The organism is Streptomyces sp. NPDC023723 (genome assembly GCF_040639815.1).
GTDB lineage: Bacteria > Actinomycetota > Actinomycetes > Streptomycetales > Streptomycetaceae > Streptomyces.
Genome location: NZ_JBFAAP010000016.1, coordinates 13,302 through 35,018, shown reverse-complemented (window position 1 = coordinate 35,018; position 21,717 = coordinate 13,302). Strand labels below are relative to the sequence as shown.

Below are 21,717 nucleotides of genomic sequence, written 5' to 3'. Positions count from 1 at the left end.
TCACTGCAACCTCTTGGTTTCGTCGACGAATGGAATCCCGCCGGGCGCGGCGGGTCTACCAGGGCCTCGCCCACGCGCTGGTGTGCGTCGGGCGCGGGCCGCTGGGCCGTTGTCGTGCGAACCGGGGCAGCAGGGTCTGTCTCCGCGCCGGTTGCCGGTGCCGCGTGCTGAGGGGTGATTCAGCGGGTGGTGCGGCACCGCACCGTCAAGCGGCGGCCGGATCCGCGGGATCCGGACCGCTGGGTCGGGGAACGGCCGCGCGTCAGCTCTCGTGCGCCGTCGCGCGTGCCGTGATCCGCAGGAAGAGCAGGGCGGCGACCGCCAGGACCGCTCCGAGGCCGTACACGGTCGCCGCCCCGACGGGGAGCGTGATGCCGCCGAGTACGGTGCCCAGGCCGATGCCCAGATAGATGCCGGAGGAGTTGAGCGAGACCACCAGTGGGGCTTCCTGCGGGGCGACCTCGATCAGCCGGTGCTGCTGCGGCGGCGTCTGGCACCAACTGCTCGCGCCCCAGAACATGACCAGCAGGCCGACCACGGGCCGCAGCGAACCCTCGGCGGCGGCGATCCAGGCCAGCACGCCGAGCGCGAGGGCCATGCAGACGTATCCGGCGGTCAGGACCCGGACGGAGCCCCAGCGGTCGGTGGCGTAGCCGGCCGCCAGGTTGCCGAGCACCGCGCCCAGGCCGTACAGGAAGAGCATCCACAGGGTCGCGCTCTCCGGGATCCGGACGGCTTCCAGCACCGGGACGCTGTAGGCGTAGGCGGTGTAGCAGGCTCCCATGCCGAGCACCGTGAGCGGCAGTACGGCCAGTACGGTCGGCCGGCGCAGCACGGCGAGCCGGGTGCGCAGCGGGACCCGTGGGTTGCCGGGCAGCTCCGGCATGATGAGCCGGACGCCGACCGCGACGAGCAGGCACAGCCCGGCCACCACGCCCAGGGCGCTGCGCCAGCCCAGCCAGTGGCTGATCAGGTTGCCGAGGGGCACCCCGAGCGCGGTCGCGACGGTCAGGCCGCCGACCACGACGGCGAGGGCCCGGGCCCGCAGCTCCGGGCGGACCAGGGCGGCGCTCACCGCGCCGGCGTTGGGGGTGTAGGCGGCGGCGCCCGCAGCGGCGACGATCCGGCTGGTGATCAGCACGGCGAGGTTGGGGGCCAGCGCCGACAGGAGGTTGGCCGCGCCGAGCGTGAGCAGCGCGCCGATCAGCAGGGCCCGCCGGGGCAGTCGCGCGGTCAGGGTGGCGAGTACCGGCGACAGGACGGCGTAGGCGGCGGCGAACACCGTGATCGACTGCCCGGCCGCGGTCTCCGACACGTGCAGCGAGTCGGCCATGGTGGGCAGGAACCCGGCGACGACGAAGGCGTCCGTGCCGACGGCGAAGGTGCCTAAGGCCAGCACCAGGGTCGACGACAGTCCGCCCGGCTGGGGCGGATTCTTCCCGTCGGCCGTCGCACGGCCGGACGGAATCGAGACACTCGACATCCAGATTCTCCTTACGGGTGTGCCCCACCGGTTTCGCGGGGCACCTGGTGATTCAGCGGGCCGTGCGCTCGTAGTGGCGCCGAGCACGGTCCGCGGCCTTGGGCGGCGCGGCGGCCATGAGGTCCGCCACCGTCTGCGCGGCGAGTTCACGGCGCCACGCCAGCTCGGCCCTGCGCATGGCGGTGGCGATGCCGCAGGCCCGCTGGAACTCCCGGGCGGGTGCGCCCGCCCCTTCGCCCCGCTGCCGGATCTCGGTGCAGCGGAAGACGTCGTCGGGGCCTTCGATGGCGGTGACGACGTCCATGAGGGTGATCCGCTCGGGGGGCCGGGCCAGTCGGAAACCGCCCCTGGCCCCCGGCGTCGAACTCAGGATGCCGGCCCGGACCAGCGCTTGGAGTCTCTTGTTCAGATAAGCCGGTGGGAGGTCGAACCAGGCCGCCAGTTTCGCCGTCGGCACCGGTTCCTCGTCCCCGACCCAGGCCAGTGTGAGGCAGCAGTGCAGCCCCCACTCGACTCCCTCGCCCATCCGCATAATCAGGACACTACACCTCCAGATTCCAACTCCGCACGTCCCGCGGGGAAATCGCCGTCCGGTCAGGCGTCCAGGTGCGGCAGCAGGAGCACGCGCCTGCCGTGCAGTTCGCCCCGCTCCATCCGGCGGTGCACCTCGGCGGCGGCGCTCAGCGGAAGCGTCTGCGTGGACCGGGGGCGCAGCCGTCCCGCGGCCAGGAGCCGGTTGATGGTGCCGGCGGCCTCGGCGAGTTCGGCGCCGGTCGCGTGGGAGATCACGAAGCCGACGACGGAGCAGTCCTTCATGTAGAGCGGCCCCGCCGGCAGCACCGGCCGGGAGCGGGCGCCGGCCAGCAGCACGATCCGGCCGCGCGGAGCGAGCGCGTCGACGGCGGTGGCCAGGTCGTTGCCGCCGGACGTGTCGAGCCAGCCGTCGACACCGGACGGGGCGGCCTCCTCGATCCGCTTGGCCAGGTCGGGGTCGCGGTAGTCCAGGACTTCGGCCGCGCCCAGTTCACGGCAGTACGGGGCGTCCCGCGCGGCGGCGGTGGCTATCACCCGGGCGCCGGCCTCGACGGCCAGCACGGTCAGCGCGCTGCCCACGTTCCCGGCCGCGCCGGCCACCAGGACGGTCTCACCGGCCCGGACCCGGCCGTGGGTGAACAGGGCCAGGTAGGCGGTGGCGGCCGGATGCACCGTGGCGACGGCGACCGCCGGGTCCACGCCTTCGGGCAGGTGGTAGAGGCGGTCGGCGGGGACCACGGCCCGCTCGGCGGCGGCGCCCTGCCGGCCGCCGTGGCCGAGGCTGTTGCACCAGACCAGGTCGCCGGGCGCGAACCCGGGGGCGCCCGGCCCGGCCTCGGCGACCGTGCCGACCAGGTCACGGCTGATCACGAGGGGGAACTCGGCCGGGGTGCGGAAGACGCCGGAGCGGACCAGGGTGTCCACCGGATTGACGGTGGTGGCCAGGACGTCGACCAGGACGTCGGTCGGACCGGGGGCGGGGGTGGGCAACTCACCGTAGTGGATGTGCTCCGGCGGTCCGAGGGTCTCGATGAAGGCTGCGCGCATGGTCACCGAGTCTGGCACCACCTGGCGAAACCGGGCAGCGAGCAGCGGGATATCCGTCAACTGGACCGGCCGCACGCCGCGTCCCGGTGGTCCGCCACCACCACCGGCGGGGCGGACATCCGGACATTCGAGGCCGCTCCATCCCCTCGTTCGGTGGTCCCGCCACCGGTCGCCGTACCAGGTAGGTGTTCTGTGCACCTGGGCGGAACCGGAGGCGCTGCCTACGGTCTAGGCGTCTGAACAGGCGTTTGACTGTCCGAGGTGAGGGGATCTCGAATGGGCGGCGGCACGCTGCACATGGAGGACGTACGAAGGCCCGACAACGCGGCGGTGTGTGCCCATGACCAGGGCGTCGTGCTCACCGAACTGTGCTCGTTCCTGTTCGCCTCGCTGCCCCGGGCCGATCAGCGGCGCAAGGGCGTCGAGTATCTGCGAGGACTGCTGGGGGCCGAGGGCCGCAAGTCGATCCGCAACATAGCGCGGCTGATCGGCGGTCGGGCCACCGAGCAGAACCTGCACCACTTCATCAGCAGTTCGACCTGGGACTGGGGGCCGGTCCGCGAGGCGCTGGCGCACCACCTGGTGCGGGTCGCGCCGCCGCAGGCCTGGGTGGTGCGGCCCACCGTGATCCCGAAGACCGGAGAGCACTCGGTCGGCGTGGACCGCAGGTTCATCCCCTCGCTCGGCCAGGTGCTCAACGCGCAGCAGGCGATCGGGGTCTGGGCCGCGTCGGACGAGGTGAGCATGCCGGTGAACTGGCGGCTGCATCTGTCGCAGGCGTGGCTGGACGACGTACCGCGGCGCAGACAGGCGTCGATCCCGGAGAGCGTCAGTCCCCAGACGCCGGGAGCGTGCGCGGTCGAGACGCTGCTGGAAGCGCTGTCCGACTGGCGGTTGCCGGTGCGGCCGGTGGTGATGGACGCGCGGGAGATGGACACCCTGCGGGTGATACGGCGACTGCGGGCCGCGGGGCTGCCGTTCGTGGTCCGGGTCGACAGCACACTGCCGCTGTGCCCGGCCGAGCCGGCACCGGCCGGGCACAGCGCGGAGGCGCTGCCGGCCCAGCGGATCCTCGAGGTCTCCCGGGACCTGCGGCGGCCGGTGCTGTGGCCGGACCACGGCGGCCGGCCCGGGCTGCGGACCAGCCTGGTCGCCGGTGTCCGGGTCCGGGTTCCGTCGCCCGGCCGGCGGCTGACCCTGCCGGGGCGCCGCGCGGCGGGGGGCGAGGAGGATCTGCTGCTGCTGGGGGCGGGCGCGCAGGGCCGGCGCTGGCCGCGCGAGGTGTGGCTGACCGACCGCGCGACGGGGCCGGCGGCGGTGCCGTTCCGGCTGAGCCGGCTGACCCGCCGGGTCGACCGGGACTTCACCGACATCGCCGACCAAGTGGGGATCAGGGATTTCGCGGGCCGCTCGTTCGGCGGCTGGCACCGCCACGTCACACTGGCCTCGGCCGCCCACGCGGTCGCGGCACTGGCCCGCACCGGTGACGGGCAACTGCGTCGGGCTTCTTGAGGGGGCACTGGGGGGAGGACACGGGCTCGGTGGGGCGGGCTCGGTGGGGCGGGCTCGGTGGGGCGGTCTCGGTGGGGCGGTCTCAATGAGGCGGTCTCAATGAGGCGGTCTCAATGAGGCGGTCTCAATGAGGGCGGCTCGGTGGGGGCGGCTCGGTGGGGTGCGGACGTACCTCCCGGGGGCGGGCCGCCAGTCGGACCGGTCACCGCTCGGGCCCGTCACCGCTCGGGCCGGTCCGTGATCGGGCCCGTCCGTGATCGGGCCCGTCCGTCGGGCCGGTCCGTGATCGGGTGTCAGGTCCGCTCCCCCGCGCCGGGTGCCCGCTGTTCCATCAGTACTTGGCGGATGCGGGACAGTCTGAGCGCGAGCTGTACCTCAAGGGCGCGCTCGGGCTGCTGCCAGTCCCGTCCCAGCAGGTCGCTGATCCGCTCCAGCCTGCGGGCGACCGTGTTCGGGTGGACGTGCAGTCGCTGGGCCGCGCGGGTCGGGCTGTTGCCGGTCTCGAAGTAGGCGCCGAGGGTGCGGGCGAGTTCGGTGAAGCGCTCCCGGTCGTAGGTGAGGAGAGGGCCGATCACCGAGTCGATGAATCCCGCGACGTCCCGGTCGTCCGCCAGCAGCACGCCGAGGAACCCCAGTTCGCGCGCGGACGCCGAACGCCCGGTACTGCCGAGGGCCGTCATCGCGTCGAGGCAGCGCAGCGCCTCGCGGTGGCAGCCAAGGACCGCGGCCGCGTCCGAGACCGGCCCGGCACCGGCGACCGTCGCCGGTTCGTCGAGCAGCGGCGAGAGTTCCTCGGAGACCGCCGAGGCGGCGGCGCCCGGATCGGTGCCCGGCAGGAACAGTACGACGCTGTCGGTGTGGACGCTCTTCAGCCCGTTCATCCGGTGCGCGTACGACGAGGCCCAGCTGTACATCTTGCCGTGGGCCTCGCCCTCGGGACGGGCGATCACCACGACGTGCGGCGCGTTCAGGTCGATGCCGAGGCGGCGGGCGCGTTCCTCCAGTTGCTGCGGGGGCCGCTGCGGGACGGTGAGCAGGTCTTCGAGCAGTTCGTCATGGGCCCGGCCCTGGGCGATGGCGGTCCGGCTGGTCTCCAGCAGCAGTTGGACCGCGGTGGCCTGGGCGACCAGCCGGAGCAGCCGGTGGTCCCGTTCCGCGGGCGGATGTTCGGACTTGAGCAGCAGCGTGCCGAGGTATTCCCGGCCCGCGCCGACCGGCACGGCCCACATGCCGCCGTCCACCTGCACCGGCTCGGCGGCGGCGTCCATGGTGGCCACCGCGGTGGCGGCGGCCTCGCTCTCGGGTATCGCGCCGACCGTGGTCAGGGGGGTGCCGTTGGCGGCGTAGACGCGCAGACTGCCGCGGAGGTGCCGGCTCGCCGCCCGGGCCAGGGTGTGCGGTTCCGCCCCGCTCAGCGCCTCGTCGACCAGTTCGCGGTGGATCCGCGCCAGTTCGTCGGCGTCGTGCAGGGCCTGGGTGAGCCGGTCGTTCTCCCGGGCCAGTTCTCGCAGCGCGGAGTTGGTCTCGTCCAGTACCCGGGCCCGTTCGATGGCCAGGCCGGCCAGGTGGCCCAGGGAGCTGATCAGGGAGACCTCGTCCCCGGTGAAGTGGCGCACATTGCGGTCGGCCACGTAGAGGACGCCACCGTGGTGGGCGCCCTGGCTCAGCGGGACGGCCATGATCGCGCGCAGTCCCTCGGCCCTGACCACCTCGTCCAGGCCCGCGCTGTGCGCTATCCCGTCGTCCTCGAGGTAGTCCGGGGTCCAGACCGGCCCGAGGTTGGCCAGCGCGGCGTTGCCCAGGCCGCCCTCCCCGGGCAGCCGGAGACCGACGTTGAGAGTGGAGATGTGCCCGTCGGAGGCGCGTACGTAGGAGACCCCGTCCTCCGGGTGCGGGAAGCTGATGTACGACATGTCGGCGCCGAACAGCAGGCGGGACCGTCTGGTGACCATCCGGAGCACGGTGTCGAGATCGTTGGGGGCGACCAGGTCGCGGGTGGTGTCGAGCAGCGCGGACAGCCCCGCCTCCCGCTGCTGGCGGCGCTCGCGCTGGGAGTGGATGCTCAGGCCCAGCCGGGTGGCGTGCTCCAGGCTCTCCAGTTCGGCCTCGGGGGCGTGCTCGCGTCGCGCCCGGGCGACGAGCGACTCCAGCCGGGCCGGCGGCGCCTCACTGGCCAGTAGCTCCAGGACGGCCGACGCCCCACGGTCCTCCCGCGCCCCCTGCTCCGTCACGACTCCCCTCCCCCTGTCCTGCCACGAGGCCGTACGGCTGCTCTCACAGTGATCGAAAAGTTACTGAGCGGTGCGTCAGGCGTCAACGAATCGTCAGACATGTCCAGTGACTGGACGGTAGTGGGGGCACCGCGACCGGCGGTTCGATGTGTTGCTTGATCACCTTCCGTAAGTGTCATGTTACCGGCAAGATTCGGTCAGAGATCAGCACGATTACGGCATCGAATGAGCAGTTCTGGCGGCAGGGGGGAACGTAATGAACGTTATTCAGGACTATCGCCGGTCCTTGGAGCGCAGCAGGCAGGCGCTGGCGCGGGAGGACTGGCCGGCCGTCTTCACCCTGTGCGGGCGGGAGTGGGATCTCCTTCCCGGGGTGTTCGCGCCGGTGTACTCCCCGACCACGGAGTTCTCCATGCGCCTGATGGGCCTGGCGGACCCGGCGGCGGCCCCGCGGACCGGCTCGTTCCTCGAGATCGGCTGCGGCAGCGGAGTGATCGCCGTGGCCAGCGCGCTGGGCGGCTGCGACCGCGTGGTGGCCGTGGACATCAGCGAGGCCGCGGTCCGCAACACGGCACTCAACGCCGAGCGGCACGGCGTGCGGGACCGGGTCCGGAGCCTGCGCGGCGACCTGTTCGCCGGCCTGGCCCCGGAGGAACGCTTCGACACGGTCTTCTGGCATTCCAACTACGTGCTGGCACCGGCGGAGTACCAGTACCGGACCATGCTGGAACGCGGCTACGTGGACCCGGGGTACGCGACGCACCGCCGGTTCCTGACCGAGGCGCCGGGCCGGCTCGCGCCGGGCGGCTCCGTGCTGCTGCACTTCAGCGGGCGGGGCGACCTGGACGGCCTGCTGCGGATCGCCGAGGAGTGCGGGCGCGCGCTCACGGTGCTGCGCAGCGCCGTGTTCCGGGAGGGCGAGCACGAGGTGGAGCACATGCTGATCGAGGTGACGGCGGTGAGCTGACGGGGCGCCGGCAGCACGTCGGGAGAGAAACGGACGATCGCGGCGTCGGGCACGTGACCAGGGGAAACGGTGCGCACTTTACTGATCGACAATTACGACTCGTTCACTTACAACCTTTTTCACTACCTGGCCGAGGTCAACGGCCGGGAACCCGAGGTCGTAGTCAACGACGATCCCCGGTGGCAGCTGGGGCATCTGTCGGCCTTCGACAACGTGGTGCTCTCCCCCGGGCCGGGCGATCCGGCCCGGCCCGCCGACTTCGGCGTCTGCCGCGAGGTGCTGGAGCACGGCGGGCTGCCGACGCTCGGGGTGTGCCTGGGCCATCAGGGGCTGGCCGCGCTGCACGGCGCCCGGGTCGGCCGCGCGCCGGAGCCCTGCCACGGCCGGGTCTCACCGGTACTGCACGACGGGACCGGTCTGTTCGAGGGGCTGCCGTCTCCGTTCGAGGCCGTCCGGTACCACTCGCTGGCCGTGGACCGGCTGCCGGCCGCGCTGGAGGCGACCGCCTGGACGCCCGACGGTGTCTTGATGGGCCTGCGGCACCGGGAACGCCCGCAGTGGGGTGTGCAGTTCCATCCCGAATCGATCGGGGGCCAGTACGGGCACCGGCTGCTGGACAACTTCCGCCGGCTGACCCTGCGGCACGGAGGCGGCCGGGGTCGGGAGGCGCCCGTGCCGGGCAGTGTGCTGAGCGCCGTGCCGGGCGTGCCGAGTACCGCGCCCGGCGCGGTGGGCACCGATCACCGGCCCCCCACCGACCACTTGTCCGACCCCGACCACCGGCCCGGCGACGGCCACCGGCCCGACACAGACCACCGGCCCGGCGACGGTCACCGGTCCGATGCCGATCACCGGCCCGGCGACGGCGCCGGGCCGCGGCGGCTGCGTGTCCTGGCGCGCCGCCTGGCCGTCCGGGTGGAGGACGAGGCCGCCTTCGACCGGCTCTTCCACCGGGGCGGGCACGCCTACTGGCTGGACAGCAGCCGGCCCGACGCCGGCTCCGGCCGGTTCTCCATCATGGGCGACGCCTCCGGTCCGCTCGGCCGGATCGCCGAGGCCGATGTGTGGAGCGGCACGGTGACGGTGCGTTCGGCGACCTCCACCGAGACCGTCACCAGCGCCTTCCTGGAGTGGCTGGACCGGGACCTGGCCTCGCTCCGGACCACCGTCCCCGAACTGCCCTTCGACTTCGCGCTGGGCTGGGTCGGGTACCTGGGCTACGAGCTGAAGGCCGAGTGCGGCGGCCGGCTCGCGCACCGTTCGCAGGATCCGGACGCGGTGATGGTCTTCAGCGACCGGGCGCTGGTCCTCGACCACCTCACCGGCACCGGGTATCTGCTGGCCCTGGCCGAGGAGGACGCGCCGGACCAGGCCCGCCGGTGGCTGGCGGAGGCGGCCGGGCTGCTCGCCGGCCTCGCCGGGCCCGGCGCCTCCCGGCCCGGCCGGACCGATCCGCCGCACACCCTGCGGTGGCGGCACGACCGGAGCGCCTACCTGGACCTGATCGACGCCTGCCAGGAGGAGATCGCGGCGGGCGAGACGTACGAGGTGTGCCTCACCAACATGATCGAGGCGGCCGGCCGGCCGCACCCCTGGCACAGCTACCGGTTCCTGCGCCGCACCAGCCCGAGCCCGTTCGGCGCGCTGCTGCGGTTCGGCGAGCTCTCGGTGCTGAGCACCTCGCCCGAGCGGTTCCTGCGGGTGGACCGGCACGGGGTGGCCGAGTCGCGGCCGATCAAGGGGACCCGCCCGCGCGGCGCGACGCCCGGCGAGGACGCACAGCTGCGGGCGGACCTGATGTCGAGCGCGAAGGACCGGGCCGAGAACCTGATGATCGTGGATCTGGTCCGCAACGACCTGGGGCGGTGCGCGGAGATCGGCTCGGTGGAGGCGGACGACATCTTCCGGGTCGAGACGTACGCCAGGGCCCATCAGCTGGTCAGTACGGTGCGGGCCCGGCTGCGGCCGGACAGCTCGGCGGTCCGGTGCGTGCGGGCGGCGTTCCCGCCGGGCTCGATGACCGGCGCGCCGAAGCTGCGCACGATGGAGATCATCGACCGCTTGGAACAGGGGCCGCGCGGGGTGTACTCCGGTGCGGTCGGCTACTTCTCGCTGACCGGCGCGGCGGACCTCAGCGTGGTGATCCGCACGGCGGTGCTCACGCCGGGACGGGTGCGCTACGGCGTGGGCGGCGCGATCATCGCGCTGTCCGACGCGGCGGCGGAGTTCGAGGAGACGGTGGTCAAGGCCGCCCCGCTGTTCGCCCTGGCGGACCTGGAACTGCCGGAGGGCCGCCAGGACTCCCTGATCCACTGACCGTCCAGCAGCCGCCACGGGCCGCCCCCGCCGGTTTTCCGGCGGGGGCGGTCGCCTGTGGCCCCCCTGACCCGGCCAGCGGGGGGGGATGGCTCTCCACGCCTCGGCGGGGCCCTCCCTCGCCCTGACCGGCGCTGCTCCCCGCTCGACCCGCCCGGGGCGGGCCCCCGTGTCGGACCTGATGAAGTACCCGGCACCTGACGAAGTGCGGTGGCGGCCGTTGGCGGCGTCGGTCGCCGTGTCACACGATCAGGACGCACCGCAGCCGTCCGGCAACCCACAGCTCGTCGCCGACCCCCAGGCCCCGGCCTTTTCCGCCAGTCGAGGGAGCATCCCGGCCATGACCGACGCCGCCGCCCGGCAAGGGCCCACCGGCACCGCAGGGCACCGCGCACGGGGGCCGCGGGTGGCCTGAGTACCGCGGTCCGGCCCGCGCCCGCCGTCGGCCGGACACCGGCCCGCACCCGTCGCACCACCCCACCGCCGCCTTCGCCCCGTGCCGGACCCGGTGTCCGCGGCACACCTTCTCGCGAGGCACCGCGGGGGCCACCGAGTCCGCCGCACTTTCGCTCTGGGAGACGCTCATGGTCACCGCACTGACCGCTGTCCGGTCCAGACCGGCCCTGCAGCAGCCCGACTGGGCCGATCACGAACACCTGCCCGACGTCAGGAAGGAGCTGGCCGGACGACCACCCCTGGTGGCCGCCGCGGACGTGCACCGGTTGCGCTCCCTGCTCGCCGAGGTGGCGGCCGGCGCCGCGCAGGTGGTGCAGAGCGGCGACTGCGCGGAGGACCCGGTGGAGTGCTCGGCCGGTTACGTCGCCCGCAAGTGCGGTCTGCTCGATGTCCTGGCGGGCATCGTGAAGATGGCCACCCACCGGCCGGTGGTCCGGGTCGGCCGGATGGCGGGCCAGTTCGCCAAACCCCGCTCCCGTCCCACCGAACGGGTCGGCGGCGTCGAACTCCCCGTCTACCGGGGCCACATGGTCAACAGCCCGGAGCCGGACCCGCTGCTGCGGCGGCCCGACCCGCGACGGCTGCTCTCGTGCTACGAGGCGGCGAGCCGGGCCATGACCCATCTGCCCGCCGGTGTGGACCAGCCACGAGGCACTGCTGCTGGACTACGAGCTGCCGATGGTCCGGCGGGACGACGCCGGCCGGCTGCTGCTGACCTCGACGCACTGGCCGTGGATCGGCGAGCGCACCCGCGCGGCGGACGGCGCCCACGTCGCGCTGCTCGCCGGCGTCGACAACCCGGTGGCCTGCAAGGTCGGCCCCCGCACCCGGACGGACGAACTGCTGGCGCTGTGCGCGCTGCTCGACCCGGAGCGCGACCCGGGCCGGCTCACGCTCATCGCCCGGATGGGCGCCGGTTCGGTCGCCGGCCGGCTGCCCGCGCTGGTCGGGGCCGTCAAGGCGGCCGGGCACCCGGTCATCTGGCTGACCGACCCGATGCACGGCAACACCGTCACCACCCCGGCCGGCCTCAAGACCCGCTTCGTGGACACCGTCGTACGGGAGGTCCAGGACTTCCAGTCGGCGGTGCGGTCGGCCGGCGGCGTGGCCGGCGGGCTGCATCTGGAGACCACCCCCGACGACGTCACCGAGTGCGTCCTCAACGAGTCCGCGCAAGGCAACGTCGGCGACAAATACACCAGTTTCTGCGATCCCCGGCTCAACCCGGGCCAGGCCATCTCGGTGGTCTCCGCCTGGCAGGGCTGACGACGCCCTGGCGAACGAACCCGTCCGACCACGGCCGGCCCGGCACCGGGCCGGCCCGCAAGGAGGTCTGAGTCATGCGGAACAAGGTCGCTTTGGTCACCGGAGCGGCGGGGGGCATCGGCGCGGCGGTCGTCCGGGCCCTGGCCGAGCGCGGCGCGGTCGTGGCCGCCGTCGACCGGAACGCCGACGCGTTGCGGGAGACCGTCGCCAAGCTGGTCGCGGAGGGCGGATCGCGGATCGAGGCGTTCCCGGCGGACGTCACCGACAGCGCTGCGGTCGACGCGCTGGTCGACACGGTGGAGCGGGACCTGGGCCCGGTGGACCATCTGGTCAACGCCGCCGGCGTGCTGCGCCTGGGCACGGTCGGGAGCCTCACGGACGAGGACTGGCGGGCCACCTTCGCGGTCAACGTGGACGGCGTGTTCCACCTGTCCCGCGCGGTGGTCGCCCGGATGGTGCCGCGCCGCCGCGGCGCCCTCGTCACCGTCGCCTCCAACGCGGCGAGCACGCCGCGCGCCGAGATGGCCGCGTACGCCGCCTCCAAGGCGGCCGCGACGATGTTCACCAAGAGCCTGGGCCTGGAGGTCGCCGAGTACGGCATCCGCTGCAACGTGGTCGCCCCGGGCTCGACCGACACCCCGATGCTCAGCTCCATGTGGCACGACGCGTCGGGCCCGAAGGGCACCATCGAGGGCCGGCCGGAGGCATACCGGGTGGGCATTCCGCTGGGCAAGCTGGCGCAGCCCGCGGACATCGCCGCCGCGGTGCTCTTCCTCCTCTCCGACCAGGCCGGCCACATCACCCTGCACGACCTCACCGTCGACGGCGGCGCCGGACTCGGCGCCTGAACGTGCCGTCCTCGGCCATCCGCACCCCGTGAAACACCCGCACCCCGTACCCGCACAGAACGCATGTGTACAGAACACGTGTGTACAGAACAGGAGACAAAGGCCATGGCAGGGTTACCCACCATCGAGCCCTACGCGATGCCGACCGCGGGCGACCTGCCCGGCAACACCGCGAAGTGGACGGTGGACCCGGACCGTGCGGTGCTGCTCGTCCACGACATGCAGCGCTACTTCCTCAAGCCCTTCCCCGCCGCGCAGTCCCCGGGCGGCGAACTGGTCCGCAACGCCGTGCTGTTGCGCGAGCGGGCCGCGGCGCTGGGCGTACCGGTCGCCTACACGGCTCAGCCGGGCGGCATGACCGAGGAGCAGCGCGGTCTGCTGATGGACTTCTGGGGTCCGGGCATGCGGGTGGATCCGGTCGACCGCGAGGTGATCGAGCCGCTCGCCCCGACGTCCCGGGACTGGATGTTCACCAAGTGGCGCTACAGCGCGTTCTTCAACTCCGGCCTGCTGGACCGGATGCGTGCCGCCGGCCGGGACCAGCTCATCCTGTGCGGGGTGTACGCGCACGTCGGGGTGCTGATGACCGCGGTGGAGGCGTTCACCCGCGACATCCAGCCGTTCCTGGTGGCCGACGCGGTGGCCGACTTCAGCGCCGCGGACCACCGGCTCGCCCTGGAGTACGCCGCCAGGCGCTGCGCGATGGTGGTCACCGCCGAGGGAGTCCTCGGATGAGACCGGACATCGCACGGTCCGGCCCGGCCCGGCAGGACATCGCACAGCCGGACATCGCACGGCCGGACATCGCACGGCCGGACATCGCACGGCCGGACCTGCTGCAACGGATACTCGACGCCCCGTCGCCGCCCGTCTTCGCCCTGCTGCACCGGCCCGAGACGACCGGCCGGGGAACGCTGGAGGTGCTGCTCGGCGAGGTCAGCACGCCGGCCACGCTGGACCGGATCGAGCTGTCCGAGCCGGCCGGGGCGGGCGACGGCGCCCGGCACGAGGTGCTGGCGCTCGTCCCCTACCGGCAGATCCGCGAGCGCGGCTTCGAGTCCGCCGACGACGGCGCCCCGCTGATCGCCGTCACCGTGACCGAGCAGGCCACCGTGCAGCTCGCCGAGGCGCTGGCCCGGATCCCGGACACGCCCATCGCGCTGGCCGGGGGCCACTTCGACATCAGTGACGACGCCTACGCCGACATCGTCCGCCGGGTGATCGCCGACGAGATCGGCCGGGGCGAGGGGGCGAACTTCGTCATCAAACGCTCCTTCGTGGCCGACATCACCGGCTACACACCGGCCGCCGCGCTGACCTTCTTCCGCCGGCTGGTGGAGCACGAGACCGGCGCCTACTGGACGTTCGTGGTGCACACCGGCGAGCGGACCTTCGTCGGCGCCACCCCCGAGCGGCACATCAGCCTCAGCGACGGCACCGCGGTGATGAACCCGATCAGCGGCACCTACCGCTATCCGGCCTCGGGGCCGACGCTGCCCGAGGTGATGGACTTCCTGGCCGACCGCAAGGAGGCCGACGAGCTCTACATGGTGGTCGACGAAGAGCTCAAGATGATGGCCCGGATCTGCGATTCCGGCGGCCGGGTGGTCGGCCCGTACCTCAAGGAGATGGCCCGGCTCGCGCACACCGAGTACTTCATCGAGGGCCGCAGCCGCCGCGACCCGCGCGAGATCCTGCGCGAGACGATGTTCGCGCCCACCGTCACCGGCAGCCCGCTGGAGAGCGCCGCCCGGGTCATCGGCCGCTACGAGCCGGCCGGCCGCGGCTACTACAGCGGTGTGCTCGCCCTGATCGGGCAGGACGGGCGCGGAGGCCGCACCCTGGACTCCGCGATCCTGATCCGCACCGCGGACATCGACCGCTCGGGACGGCTGTCCATCGGGGTCGGCGCCACCCTGGTCCGGCACTCCGACCCGGACCGCGAGGTCGCCGAGACCCGGGCCAAGGCGGCCGGTCTGCTGGCGGCGCTGGAGGCGGACGGGCCGCGGAGCTTCGCCGACCACCCGCGCGTACGGGCCGCGCTGGAGCGGCGCAACCGGAGCATCGCGGACTTCTGGCTCGCCGAGGGCGGGACGGGCAGCCCGTGCGCGACGGAACTCGCCGGGCGCCGGGTGCTGGTGATCGACGCGGAGGACACCTTCACCTCGATGATCGGACACCAACTGCGCGCACTGGGACTGGTGGTGACGGTGCGCCGGTTCGACGAGGAGTACTCCTTCGAGGGCTACGACCTGGTGATCGCGGGCCCCGGACCTGGCGACCCGCGGGCGGCCGGCCACCCCAAGATCGCCCATCTGCGGTCCGCGGTGCTGAAGCTGCTCGACCAGCGGCGGCCGTTCCTCGCGGTCTGCCTGAGCCACCAGGTGCTGAGCAGCCTGCTCGGTTTCGAACTCGTCCGCCGCGAGGTGCCGAACCAGGGCGTCCAGCGGGAGATCGACCTGTTCGGCCGCCGGGAGCGGGTCGGCTTCTACAACACCTTCGCCGCCTACAGCACCCGGGAGGAGGCCGAGGCCGACCGGGTGGGGCCGATCGAGGTGAGCCGCGATCCGGGGACCGGCGAGGTGCACGCGCTGCGGGGCCCGCACTTCGCCTCGATGCAGTTCCACGCCGAGTCGGTGCTGACCCAGGACGGTCCCCGGATCGTCGCCCGGCTGATCACCGAGGTGCTGCACGCCACCGCGCTGCCGGCCGGCTGACGGACCTCGTCAGCGGGCGCCGGCCGGGCCGGCGCCCGCTCCGCCGCGTCCGGCAGGTCCGGCACGGCGGAACCCGGCCGCCCTCGCGGGGCGGACCCCGCGAGGGCGGCCGGGTTGTTGGGTCACTTCGTCGCGCTCAGCGGGCCGTCCTGCGGGCCCGTCAGCTGCCGGGACAGCTCCAGCCGCTTGACCTTGGTGGTGGCGGTGTGCGGCAGTTCGTCCAGCCGCCGCTGCACCGGCTCGGCCAGCTCCGGCAGTCCGGCGACCGCCGCCCGCCACCTGGCGCGGTCCAGCGGCCGGTCCTCGCGCAGGCACACCACGGGTATCGGCGCGCCGTCGCCACCGGGGACGATGATGACCTCGAGCAGTTCCGGGAGCCGGGTGAAGAGCTTGTCCTCGATCTCCAGGGTGCTGCTGATCCCCGGGATCTCGTCGACCTCCCGGTCCAGCAGGTGCAGACAGCCCCACTTGGTGCGGTAGCCCAGGTCGCCCATCCGCCACCAGCCGTCCGGCGAGAACTGGTTGTCGAACCGCTCCTGCTCGCCGAAGTACGTGACGATCCGTCCGCCGCTGCGCACCTCGATGTGGCCCGGTGAGTTCTTGGTGGGCGGCCGGCCGTCCCGGCTCACCACCCGCACCTCGGTCATGCCGGGGAAGGTACGGCCCACGCACCTGCCGTCGGCGCCGGCCCGGTGCCGCCGGGTGTAGGTGCGCGCGGCGATGGCACCGGTCTCGCTCTGCCCGTAGGTCTGCGCGAAGAACGGCATGGTCCGCCTCGACGCCCCCAGCAAAGTGCCCACGGTGCGCGGATGGATGGCGTCGAAGGTGTTGCTGAAGCACCTGACCCCGGCGAGCGGCGCCGCGGGATGGTCCGCCAGGGTCTCCCAGTGCAGCAGCGTGTTGGGGTGGGTCTCGATCACGCCGGGGGGCACCCGGGCGAACAGTTCGGCCGCGCGCTCGGTGTCGTCGTCCCGCATGACGATGAGCGGATGGCCGCGCAGGGCGAACAGCGCGGTGCCGCTGATCATCCGGGAGTGCGCGAAGGAGACGTGGACGGCGACGGGTTCGTGCCGTCCGACCGGGGCCAGCAGGACCGACTGCGGGCGGCACCGGGCCTGGATGGTGATCCCGGTCTGCACCGCGAGCTTGGGCAGGCCGGTGGTGCCCGAGGTGTGGGTGATGAGCGCGGGCAGGTCCTGCGGCATGGTCACCGCCGGGACGCGTTCGGCCCCGGCCAGCGAGGCGAGGGACTTCGCGCCCGGGAAGCTGCCGGCCGCCACCAGCACCCGTTCGGTCGACTCGAAGACCTCGGACGGCAGTTCCCGCTCCAGTTTGGCCTGGTCGGTGACGAGTGTCGGGTGGCCGAGCCGCTCGAGCAGCCGGGCCACGGTGGCGCCCTCCAGCTTCGGCGAGAGCAGCACCGGCACTCCGCCGACGCGTGCGACGCAGTAGGCGAGCAGGGAGATGTCGAAGCTGTCCGACTTGTGGACGACCACGCGTTCCCCGGGCCGTACCCGGGCGGCCCAGAGCCGGGAGGCGAAGTCGTCGACCAGGTCGGCGATCTCCGTCAGGGTCAGCCGGCGGCCCAGCTCGGGCGCGATGTCGAGATCGTGGTCGAGGTAGACGGGGCCGGCCGGGTGCCGCGCGGCCGCCCGGTCGAAGACCGTGCCCAGCTGGATGCCCTTGTTGCCGAGCCGTTGCAAGAACATGCGTCTCTTCCCGTTCGGTAGGTCGCGGAACGACTTGGGCCGGCCGGCTCACTCCGGCCGGCGAGCGCCCGGTGCGGACCCGGCCCGCCCGCCCGCGCGTGCCGGGCGGTCGCGCGGATCGCCCGGCGGCGGGCGCGACAGGTCCTCGCGGTCGGTGGTCGAAGGAACTCGCTGCCACATCCTGCGGCGGCGCTCCGGTGGCGCCAATGGGGCGTCCGGCACTGTGTCAACTCGCTCCCGGCGCCCCGGTGCGGTCACTTGACAGGGTCGGCCGGGACGCGTTGCCCGGTCTCCCCCACGCACGGGAGGCTCGGGCACATGACCGCCGGCACCCACCGCCCGGCCCGGCCGGTGCCGGCCCGGACCGATGGCCGTGTCCGAGCCCGGACGGCCGGCGCCGTCCGGGGACCGGGCCGGCGTCGCGCATCCCGCCCACCGCGACGCACTGCCCGTACTGCGCGCCCCAGTGCGGCATGTGGCTGGAGCAGGGCCCGCATGGCGCGACCACGGTCCGGCCCCGGGCCCTGGCCGGCCGGGCGGGCGGGCAGTCCGCCCGGCCGGGCCGGGCTCTGTCAGAAGGGGGCGCCCCGGCCGCGGACACGCCGGTCTGCCAGTGCGACGGTGTGCCCAGGGCTGAGATCCTGCCGCACCGCGCGGCGGGTTCCCGGACGGTCGAGTCCATCGCCACCGCGACCCGGGCCACGACCGGCTGCGGCGGCTGCCGGCCGCTGGCCGAGGAACCGCTCGCGGAGTCGGCCCGGCCCGGTGGCTGACCCCGCCGTACGGACAAGAGCGGCGCCACCGGTCGATTCCGGTGGCCCCGCCCCCCTCGGCGTTGCCGCCTGCGCCGACGGGGCGTCAGGTCACTCCCCCTGGTCCCGGGCGGCCAGCAGCCTGACCAGCTCCAGCCGTTTGATCTTGGTGGTGGCGGTCTGCGGCAGGTCGCCCAGCCGCCACTGCACCGGCTCCGCCATCGGCGGCAGACCGGCCGCCGCGCGCTGCCAGGCCACCGGGTCCAGCGGCTTGTCGTCCTTCGTGCACACCACCGGTACGGCCCTGCCGTCCGCGCCGGGGACGATGATGACCTCGGCCAGCTCGGCCAGTCGCGCGAACAGCGTGTCCTCGGCGGCGAGGGTGCTGCCGAAACCGTCGATCAGGTCGACCTCGCGGTCCAGCAGGTGCACGCAGCCCCACTTGGTGCGGTAGCCGACATCGCCCATCCGCCACCAGCCGTCCCCGGAGACCTGGGCGTCGTAGCGCTCCTGCTCCCCCAGGTAGGTGACGATCCGTCCGTCGCTGCGCACCTCTATGTACCCCGGGTTGCGCTCGGACGGCGGGTTGCCGTCGCGGCTGACGACGCGCACGTCGGTCATGCCGGGGAAGGGCATGCCGACACAGCGGCCGTCGTCCTCCAGGGTGCGGCGCCGGGTGAAGGCGCGTACCACCGCCGGGCCCACCTCGCTCTGCCCGTAGAGCTGGCCGAACAGCGGTGCGGTGCGCCGGGTGGCCCGCAGCAGCCGGTGCACGGTGCGCGGGTGGATCGCGTCGAAGGTGCTGCTGAAGAGCTTGACGTTGGACAGCGGGCCGCGCGGATCGTCGGCCAGCGCCTCCCACTCCATGAAGGAGTTGGGGTGCGCCTCCAGGATGCCGGGCTTCAGCCGGGCGAACAGGTCGCCGACGTGATCCGGGTCCGACTCACGGAGCACCACCAGCGGGAAGCCGCGGTGCAGTGAGATGGCGAGCGCGGTGATGAGCCGGGAATGCACGAAGGACACGTGGATCGCGACGGTCTCCCGGCCCCGGATCAGCGGCCGCAGGACGGACGCCTGCGGGCGGTACCGGGACTGGAGGCTGAAGCCGGTGTGCACGGCCAGTTTGGGCAGGCCGGTGGTGCCCGAGGTGTGGGTGATCAGTGTGGGGTGGGTGGCGGGCAGGACCACCGGGGCGACCCGCCCGGCACCGGCCAGCGACCCCAGCTCGACGGCGTCGCGGTGGCTGCCGGAGGTCAGGATCACCTGCTCGGCGAGGTCGAAGGCGGCCGCCGGCAGCTCGTGCTCCGCCTTGGCCGGGTCGGTGACGAGGAACGGCTTGCCGGTCCGGCGGATCAGCTCGGCGACGGTCTCCCCGTCGAGTTTCGGCGACAGCAGCACCGGGACGCCACCGATCCGGGCCACCGCGCAGGCCAGCAGGGTGATGTCGAAGCCGTCGGACTTGTAGACGACCACCCGGCGGCCGGGGCGGACCTTCGCGGCCCACAGCCGGGCGGCGATGTCGTCCACCAGGTCCGCGACTTCCGCGATGGTCGCCCGGCGGCCCAGGTGCGGGGCGATGTCCAGGTCGTGGTCCAGGATGAGGACGTTCGACCCGTGCCGGGCGGCGGCTCGTTCAAAGAGTCTCCCGAGTTGAATGCCCTGGTTTCCGATACGTTGAAGAAACACCTGCCCGCCCTCTCAGCCGCTGCGCGATGCCGTTCCTGGAACCGTGGAAGCCCGTACGGGAATTCGTCGTGCGCCGTTTCGGACCGGGCGGGTCACTGTTTCTCGACGACGGCCTTGACGCGTTCCAAAGTGGCCGCGAGATCACCGGCGACCTTGTCGCCCCACTCCTGGAAGAACCGCTTTCTCTCCGCCTCGTCCATTTCCGCGGTGATGCCGCGGATGCCCTCGGTGGCGGTGTCCATCAGGAAGTGGTGGACCAGCACGCTGCCCTCGGCGGCGGCCTCGATGTCGAAGCCCCAGACGCTGCTCTGCTTCCGGCCCGCGGAGTCGTGCATCGCCCAGCGGAAGGTGCGGCCCGGCTCGGCGGCGACGACCTCGGCGTGCGTGGTCCACGCGCCGCGCACCACCGGCGCCCAGCCCACCACGTCCGGGCCGCGGAGGTTCTCGCCCCGGAACACCGCCCCCACGGTGCCCGGTTCACCGGCCAGCCAGGTGCCGCCCTGGCATTCCGGACTCCATTCCCCGCTGCGCGGAAGATCGCTGATCAGCTCATAGATTTCCCGCGGCGTGGCCGAAATGGCGATGTCGGCGCTGGCCCGCAAAAGCGGCTCGGTTGCCCTGCTGGTTTCACCCATGCCGGGAATGGTGGCAGAGCCGTCCCGGCACCGGTCAAAGCCCCGGTCGCTGGTACGTCAAGTTGCGCGGCCCGGCGGTGCTCCGGCGCCGCCGGCCGGCCCGCTGCCGGAACCCGGCGGCCGGGAGGTGACACATGTCACCACCGAATCGGCTTGATCTTGGAATGCCGGTCGTCGCGGCACCGCTGCACTCCAGGGGCCCGGCTCGGGCCGGCCGGGACGCGCCACGGGGCGGCACCCGGCAGGACCCGCCCGCGCCCTCGTCCCCGTACCGCAGTACCAGAAAGGTTGCCCGCACCATGCCCTTGGCCCTGCTGGCCCTCGCCGTCGTCGCGTTCGGCATCGGCACGACCGAGTTCGCCACGATGGGGCTGCTGCCCCAGATAGCCGACGGCGTCGGTGTCTCCGTACCCCAGGCCGGCAACCTCGTGTCCGCCTACGCGCTCGGTGTCGTCGTGGGCGCCCCCGTGCTCACCGGCATCGGCGCGCGCATCCCGCACAAGCGGCTGCTGCTCCTTCTGACCGGCCTGTTCGTGATCGGCAACGTCGCCTCCGCGCTCGCTCCGGGCTTCGGCTCGCTCTTCGCGGCGCGATTCCTGGCGGGGCTGCCGCACGGCGCGCTCTTCGGGGTGGGCGCCGTGGTGGCGTCCCGGCTGGTGGCGCCCGAGCGCGCGGCCCGCGCCGTCTCCAAGATGTTCCTCGGGCTGACCGTCGCCAACATCGTCGGCGTGCCGGCCGGCACCGCCCTCGGGCAGCAGCTGGGCTGGCGGTTCGCCTACGGCGCGGTCGCCGTCATCGGCCTGGCCGCCCTCGCCTCGCTGGCCCTGTTCGTCCCGCACCAGCCGCGCGGCGGGCAGCTGGGCGTCCGGCACGAGCTGCGGGCGATGGGCAACCGGCAGGTCGCGATCGGCCTGGCGACGGCCGTCGTCGGATTCGGCGGGTTCTTCGCCGTGTACAGCTATCTCGTACCGATGCTGACCCACCTGACGGGTGTCTCCGACTCCTCGACCACCCTGGTCCTCGCCCTGTACGGGGTCGGCATGACGCTCGGCACGCTCGTCGCGGGTCCGTTCACCGACCGCGCGCTGCGGCCGACCCTGTACGTGGGGCTGGTGCTGCTCGCCGCCGCCCTGGTGACGTTCTACTTCACCGTGCACAGCACGGTCCCCGCCCTGCTGACCATCGCCTTCCTCGGCGCGATGGGGTCCTTCATCACCACGCCCGTGCAGATGCTCCTGATGGCCAAGGCCAAGGACGCGCCGACGATGGCGGCCGCCTCGAACCACTCCGCGTTCAACCTGGCCAACGCGGGCGGCGCGTGGCTCGGCGGCCTGACCATCTCGGCCGGCTGGGGCTGGGCCGCCCCCAACCTGGTCGGCGCGGCGCTCGCCCTGGCCGGTCTCGGCCTGGCCTTCACCGGGGGCCTCATGGAGCGGGGCCGCGGGCACTCCGACGTGCTCGCCACGGGCGACGCGGAGTCCACCGGCCCCCTCCTGCCGTCCGCCGCCCCCGGCGAGCACGGCTAGCCGCCCGGCCGGGCGCGGCCGGGAAACGGCGA

General features: G+C 73.3%; 15 protein-coding genes and 1 pseudogene. 9 read left to right on the top strand and 7 right to left on the bottom strand.

Translation table 11 applies throughout. The features are described 5' to 3' along the window. Positions 1-262: 262 nt before the first annotated feature. From AB0G32_RS18955 to AB0G32_RS18945, 3 genes are all read right to left on the bottom strand, one after another. Complete coding sequence (locus tag AB0G32_RS18955) at positions 263-1,483, bottom strand: MFS transporter (protein WP_361164047.1); 1,221 nt, start codon at positions 1,481-1,483, stop codon at positions 263-265. A gap of 52 nt (positions 1,484-1,535) precedes the next feature. Further along, a complete protein-coding gene (locus AB0G32_RS18950) occupies positions 1,536-2,015 on the bottom strand; it encodes an Rrf2 family transcriptional regulator (RefSeq protein ID WP_361164045.1) in 480 nt (159 codons plus the stop codon). 62 nt (positions 2,016-2,077) lie between these two features. Continuing rightward, entirely contained in the window at positions 2,078-3,064 is a 987-nt protein-coding gene (locus AB0G32_RS18945) for an NADPH:quinone reductase (protein WP_361164043.1), read from the bottom strand. A 276-nt stretch (positions 3,065-3,340) separates the two neighbouring features. Between AB0G32_RS18945 and AB0G32_RS18940 the strand changes: the two genes are divergently transcribed. Then, positions 3,341-4,576: a transposase gene (locus AB0G32_RS18940; RefSeq protein ID WP_361164041.1), complete on the top strand. Its 1,236-nt coding sequence runs from the start codon at positions 3,341-3,343 to the stop codon at positions 4,574-4,576. 293 nt (positions 4,577-4,869) lie between these two features. Here AB0G32_RS18940 and AB0G32_RS18935 read toward each other — a convergent pair whose 3' ends face one another. Beyond that, positions 4,870-6,807, bottom strand: a complete 1,938-nt coding sequence (locus tag AB0G32_RS18935) for a helix-turn-helix domain-containing protein (protein WP_361164039.1) — start codon at positions 6,805-6,807, stop codon at positions 4,870-4,872. A 256-nt stretch (positions 6,808-7,063) separates the two neighbouring features. Between AB0G32_RS18935 and AB0G32_RS18930 the strand changes: the two genes are divergently transcribed. From AB0G32_RS18930 to AB0G32_RS18905, 6 genes and pseudogenes are all read left to right on the top strand, one after another. Beyond that, a complete protein-coding gene (locus tag AB0G32_RS18930; protein ID WP_361164037.1) occupies positions 7,064-7,774 on the top strand; it encodes a class I SAM-dependent methyltransferase in 711 nt (236 codons plus the stop codon). Between the two features lie 69 nt (positions 7,775-7,843). Next, positions 7,844-10,090, top strand: a complete 2,247-nt coding sequence (gene pabB, locus AB0G32_RS18925; RefSeq protein WP_361164035.1) for an aminodeoxychorismate synthase component I — start codon at positions 7,844-7,846, stop codon at positions 10,088-10,090. Positions 10,091-10,674: 584 nt separating this feature from the next. Then, positions 10,675-11,812: pseudogene (locus AB0G32_RS18920) on the top strand (3-deoxy-7-phosphoheptulonate synthase). A 74-nt stretch (positions 11,813-11,886) separates the two neighbouring features. Further along, the gene (locus tag AB0G32_RS18915; protein WP_361164033.1) at positions 11,887-12,660 is read left to right on the top strand and encodes a 2,3-dihydro-2,3-dihydroxybenzoate dehydrogenase; all 774 of its coding nucleotides are present in this window, start codon (positions 11,887-11,889) and stop codon (positions 12,658-12,660) included. Positions 12,661-12,765: 105 nt separating this feature from the next. Further along, a complete protein-coding gene (locus AB0G32_RS18910) occupies positions 12,766-13,395 on the top strand; it encodes an isochorismatase family protein (RefSeq protein ID WP_361164031.1) in 630 nt (209 codons plus the stop codon). After that, a complete protein-coding gene (locus AB0G32_RS18905) occupies positions 13,392-15,377 on the top strand; it encodes an anthranilate synthase family protein (RefSeq protein ID WP_361164029.1) in 1,986 nt (661 codons plus the stop codon). Before AB0G32_RS18910 ends, AB0G32_RS18905 begins: the two co-directional genes overlap by 4 nt. A gap of 122 nt (positions 15,378-15,499) precedes the next feature. Here AB0G32_RS18905 and AB0G32_RS18900 read toward each other — a convergent pair whose 3' ends face one another. Continuing rightward, a complete protein-coding gene (locus AB0G32_RS18900) occupies positions 15,500-17,086 on the bottom strand; it encodes a class I adenylate-forming enzyme family protein (RefSeq protein ID WP_361164027.1) in 1,587 nt (528 codons plus the stop codon). Between the two features lie 473 nt (positions 17,087-17,559). On the opposite strand from AB0G32_RS18900, the gene AB0G32_RS18895 reads away from it, so the two are divergent. Next, a complete protein-coding gene (locus AB0G32_RS18895) occupies positions 17,560-17,859 on the top strand; it encodes a (2Fe-2S)-binding protein (protein WP_361164025.1) in 300 nt (99 codons plus the stop codon). A gap of 90 nt (positions 17,860-17,949) precedes the next feature. Here the strand turns inward: AB0G32_RS18895 and AB0G32_RS18890 are convergent, their stop codons facing one another. Both AB0G32_RS18890 and AB0G32_RS18885 read right to left on the bottom strand, forming a co-directional pair. Next, complete coding sequence (locus AB0G32_RS18890) at positions 17,950-19,524, bottom strand: class I adenylate-forming enzyme family protein (RefSeq protein ID WP_361164023.1); 1,575 nt, start codon at positions 19,522-19,524, stop codon at positions 17,950-17,952. A 92-nt stretch (positions 19,525-19,616) separates the two neighbouring features. Then, positions 19,617-20,159: an SRPBCC family protein gene (locus AB0G32_RS18885; protein ID WP_361164021.1), complete on the bottom strand. Its 543-nt coding sequence runs from the start codon at positions 20,157-20,159 to the stop codon at positions 19,617-19,619. A gap of 299 nt (positions 20,160-20,458) precedes the next feature. Here AB0G32_RS18885 and AB0G32_RS18880 point away from each other — a divergent pair, with 299 nt between their 5' ends. Then, positions 20,459-21,685 carry an MFS transporter gene (locus AB0G32_RS18880; protein WP_361164019.1) on the top strand — a complete coding sequence of 409 codons (1,227 nt, stop codon included), beginning with the start codon at positions 20,459-20,461 and terminating at the stop codon, positions 21,683-21,685. Positions 21,686-21,717 lie beyond the last annotated feature (32 nt).

What these genes read in the sequence shown, in the direction of transcription:
- AB0G32_RS18895 (WP_361164025.1), top strand. Translation starts at nt 17,560, where the DNA reads ATGTGGCTGGAGCAGGGCCCGCATGGCGCGACCACGGTCCGGCCCCGG.
- AB0G32_RS18950 (WP_361164045.1), bottom strand. Translation starts at nt 2,015, where the DNA reads ATGCGGATGGGCGAGGGAGTCGAGTGGGGGCTGCACTGCTGCCTCACA.
- AB0G32_RS18940 (WP_361164041.1), top strand. Translation starts at nt 3,341, where the DNA reads ATGGGCGGCGGCACGCTGCACATGGAGGACGTACGAAGGCCCGACAAC.
- AB0G32_RS18900 (WP_361164027.1), bottom strand. Translation starts at nt 17,086, where the DNA reads ATGTTCTTGCAACGGCTCGGCAACAAGGGCATCCAGCTGGGCACGGTC.
- AB0G32_RS18910 (WP_361164031.1), top strand. Translation starts at nt 12,766, where the DNA reads ATGGCAGGGTTACCCACCATCGAGCCCTACGCGATGCCGACCGCGGGC.
- AB0G32_RS18885 (WP_361164021.1), bottom strand. Translation starts at nt 20,159, where the DNA reads ATGGGTGAAACCAGCAGGGCAACCGAGCCGCTTTTGCGGGCCAGCGCC.
- AB0G32_RS18955 (WP_361164047.1), bottom strand. Translation starts at nt 1,483, where the DNA reads ATGTCGAGTGTCTCGATTCCGTCCGGCCGTGCGACGGCCGACGGGAAG.
- AB0G32_RS18930 (WP_361164037.1), top strand. Translation starts at nt 7,064, where the DNA reads ATGAACGTTATTCAGGACTATCGCCGGTCCTTGGAGCGCAGCAGGCAG.
- AB0G32_RS18905 (WP_361164029.1), top strand. Translation starts at nt 13,392, where the DNA reads ATGAGACCGGACATCGCACGGTCCGGCCCGGCCCGGCAGGACATCGCA.
- AB0G32_RS18880 (WP_361164019.1), top strand. Translation starts at nt 20,459, where the DNA reads ATGCCCTTGGCCCTGCTGGCCCTCGCCGTCGTCGCGTTCGGCATCGGC.
- AB0G32_RS18915 (WP_361164033.1), top strand. Translation starts at nt 11,887, where the DNA reads ATGCGGAACAAGGTCGCTTTGGTCACCGGAGCGGCGGGGGGCATCGGC.
- AB0G32_RS18945 (WP_361164043.1), bottom strand. Translation starts at nt 3,064, where the DNA reads ATGCGCGCAGCCTTCATCGAGACCCTCGGACCGCCGGAGCACATCCAC.